The 3,402-nt window shown below is 70.4% G+C and carries 1 protein-coding gene; it reads right to left on the reverse strand.

The window, feature by feature from the left end:
• Positions 1-229 precede the first annotated feature (229 nt).
• Positions 230-3,298, reverse strand: coding sequence for a hypothetical protein (locus tag Q4P07_RS14110; protein ID WP_303375551.1), 3,069 nt, complete (start codon positions 3,296-3,298; stop codon positions 230-232).
• Positions 3,299-3,402 lie beyond the last annotated feature (104 nt).

The raw sequence follows: 3,402 nt of genomic DNA on the forward strand, positions 1-3,402 counted from the left end.
GTGCCGGCCAGGCTCGCTTCCTCGGCACATCGACTCACCCTGCACCTATCAAGCACTGGCCCTGGAAAACCGCCTGGACGACCCTGTTCACCACGACCGCTCGGCCACCACCAGCACGGGCGTCCTGACCGCCAGCCGCCCCGCGGCTACCCCGGCCGGTCGGTGGATGAAGGCTTAGAGAGCCCCCACAATGCGACGCGCATCATCAGCATGCGGGCCTCGTCGAGCCTCAGCCGTTGCTCAACCAGGCGTGCACGTCGCTGATGCCCGCGCACATCGCCTTCTGATGGTCGGTGTCCTGGTTCTTGCAGTTCGCCGTTGTGGGCAGTTGGGCCAGTAAGTCCTTTTGAGTGGTCCCCGCTAGCGTCCATCCAAGCGGGGCCGCCGCACCGACACCCTGGACAGGGAAGATGGTGACGACGTCCGCGACCTCGCCCTCCTCAAGGCCGCAAGCCTGCCTCGCCGCTACAGCAGCGCCCTGGACGGAGCGCGCCGCGGCGGACAGCTGCCGGTTAGAACGCGTCTCGTAGAACGAACCGATGGTCTGTAGCGGCCCCGCGAGCTGCATCGGCCGGCTCCCCGCCACCGGCATGGCCGTCGACGCGAAGTGGCTGTCCACGATGAGCAGGCGCGGGACGTAGCACGTGGTGCCCGTACCGGTGTTGAGTGACTCGAGGACCGGCGCGACCTGCGCGAGGATGTTGCTGACCGCGGCCCCGCCCGAGTTGTCGAACATGCCGCCGTCGAGCACGTAGGTCGATGCCGCCTGCCCTCCCCTCTCATCCTCTCCGGTCTCCCCCTGTCCTGCCGTCCCGCACGGGTGCATCCCGGCGGCAGGGGAGACGAACGGGAAGCGGGCGGAGAGGAACGCCGCGGTCGCCAGGTCGATCTCCTGCGGTTCCCGGTGCCGGTCACAGAGGAAGTCGCTGGCGTCCCGCACCGGCGACGCGCCCGGGCCACCATCGGGCAGATCGGTGGGTGACCCATCGCAACTGGTCATCGCCACGGACCTTGCGTGGTCGTGGCCTGTCCAGGTCTGTCGCAGGGTGGACACCGCGAACCGGCACCCGTCCTCGACGCTGGTGCCGCTGAAGGAGAGGTATGGCGCTCCCCCCGCCAGGTGGGACCACGGGACACTCAGACCGTCCACCCTGCTCTGCCAGGCCCGTTCGAGCTCGGACGCGCGGTCATCCCCCGAGTCCGGCCACCGGAACACCGAGTTTGGCAGGTCTTGGAGGAACAGCGCGGCGACGGCCGGAGCCACGTAGTCCGCGTCGAACACCCGCTCAGGCCACGACCCGTCGAGGACCTCTTCGCCCCCGCCCGTTGACTCCTCGCCACCGGCAGCGGCGCCGTCCGTGGCACCAGCGCGCTCGTGCGCGGCGACGAGGGCTAGCCCGACGGCCCCGCCAGACACCCCACTGGCGAAGAACACGTCCTCGGTCCCCGGTTGCCGGCCCTCCGGCTCCTCGACGCACCGGATCCCGAAGGCGCACTGCCACACCACCGAGGTCCAGTAGGCGGCCCTAACCCCGCCGCCTGCCGCCGCGACGAAGACGACCGACCTGAGCTCCTCCTTCGGCTCGGCTGTCTCCTCGTCCGCGCCTGCCCAGGCCTGCAGCGCGACGAGCGGGTCCTGCGGTGCGGCGACCCGGCCCACAGGGTCGATGAGCCTGGCGTCGTAGTAGATCCCGTCCCGGTCGACCACGCTGGCGACCACGCCCCACAGGATCACCGTGGTGATCAGGGGCACGCGGCGCAGGCGGGTCAACGCGAGCGCCCCGGAGGGGCCCCACAGGTCGCTGAGGAGCGTCAACCCGGTCAGCAGCCCGGTGAGGAGGAGCGCTACCGCGAAGATCGTCGCGACGGTGCCGGCGTCCATCCAGAACGTCTCTGGCAACCACCTCGCACCGAACCCCAGGGCGAGCGGGACCGTCGTCCAAGCGATTGCCTCACCGAACTGCCCCCGCCGGGACGACTCTCGCCACAGGAAGGCACCGGGCTGGCTGTCACCGGGCTGGCTCACCCGACGGGTCAGCCAGTCGAGGCCGGTCATCCCCGCGATGAGGATGACCATCCACGCCACCAGCGCCCACGACGGGTGGCCCACGCTCCACTGCGTGGTACCCGCGCGCAGGGTGGCCAGGAAGAGCAGCACGAGCGGCAGGAGCGCAACGGCACGTACCCACCATCGGGAGAGCTCGTCCGGCACGGTCGCGGCCGGACGCTGGAAGTGGCGTACCGCTGTGGGAAGGCTGAGGGCGGCCCAGGCCAGCAGGACCGCACCGGGGACGACCAGGAGGGCGAGCGCGGTGGCCGCGTAGTCCGAATTCAGTGGCAGCCCAAAGGCCGTGCCGACGGCCACCAGCGCCCCCACCGCGACCAGGGCCACTCCGATGAGTGCCCAGCAGACCAGCCATCCCAGCCGGATCGACCCGACGGCCGGTGGACGGAGGTAGGCAACGGTCGAGCGGGCACCGCCCACAAGCATTGCCAGGCAGGCGAGCAGGGCGGCGAGCGTTGCGAGCATCGCGCCCGCCAACGACTGCGCCGCGTGAACCACGACATCGTCGATCTGCCGCCCAAGATCACCCTGGAGCACGAGGAAGAGCGCCACCAGCAGCGCAGCCACGAGCAGGTGACCACGCAGCGCCCTTAACGTATGCAGCCCCAAGGCAACCTCCCGCCATTGCCGCCACCCGCCGACCGCGACGAGCACCAGCGGCGCGATAGCACCGGCCAGCGCGGCCCACTTCGCCAGGGAGATCCCCCCGACCAGCCGCGCGACCCACTCCTCCGGCACGGCACCGCCCGAGGCCGCCCCAAAACCGATCCACACGACGGTCGCGGTCTCCAGGAGGTCGCTCACGAGGTAGGCGACGATCGCGATCCAACTGCTGCGCAGGGCCGCCCTCGCGGCCGCGAGGTACCGCTCCTCGTCATCACCCGGGGCACCCGTGACGCCATCGATCCTGCCCAGCACATAGGCGCGCGCGGCCACCAGCAGCAAGGCGACCGCGAGCATGAGGACGAGGTCGACGCCGAGATAGATGAGCAGCAGCGAGATGGGCCCGACACCGCCCGACGCGGTCTCCGCCGAGCCCCAGCCATTCATGACGTCCACGGAGACCTGCGGGGTGAAGAGCCTCGCGGGCGAGGCCAGGTCACCCACACCACCGGCCCGAGTGCCAGGTGCGTGCCTCAACGCCAGCGCGGCATCGACGCGCTCCAGGACCACCGTGGCGGACAACATGAGCAGCAGGAGCGCCTGCCACCGATCCCGGACCCACTCCACCATGTTCCCGACCTCTCTCCCGAAGGTCAGACCCGTTGCCCGAGGCTACTCCCCCACGCCTTGTGGCCGCTGGTATTCAGCAACTCCCGTCCTGAGCGGCGCAAAAA

Source organism: Ornithinimicrobium sp., from assembly GCF_030537745.1.
Taxonomy (GTDB): Bacteria; Actinomycetota; Actinomycetes; order Actinomycetales; family Dermatophilaceae; genus Ornithinicoccus.

Excerpts from the sequence above, each read along its gene's own strand:
- Q4P07_RS14110 (WP_303375551.1), bottom strand. The coding sequence starts at position 3,298 with ATGGTGGAGTGGGTCCGGGATCGGTGGCAGGCGCTCCTGCTGCTCATG.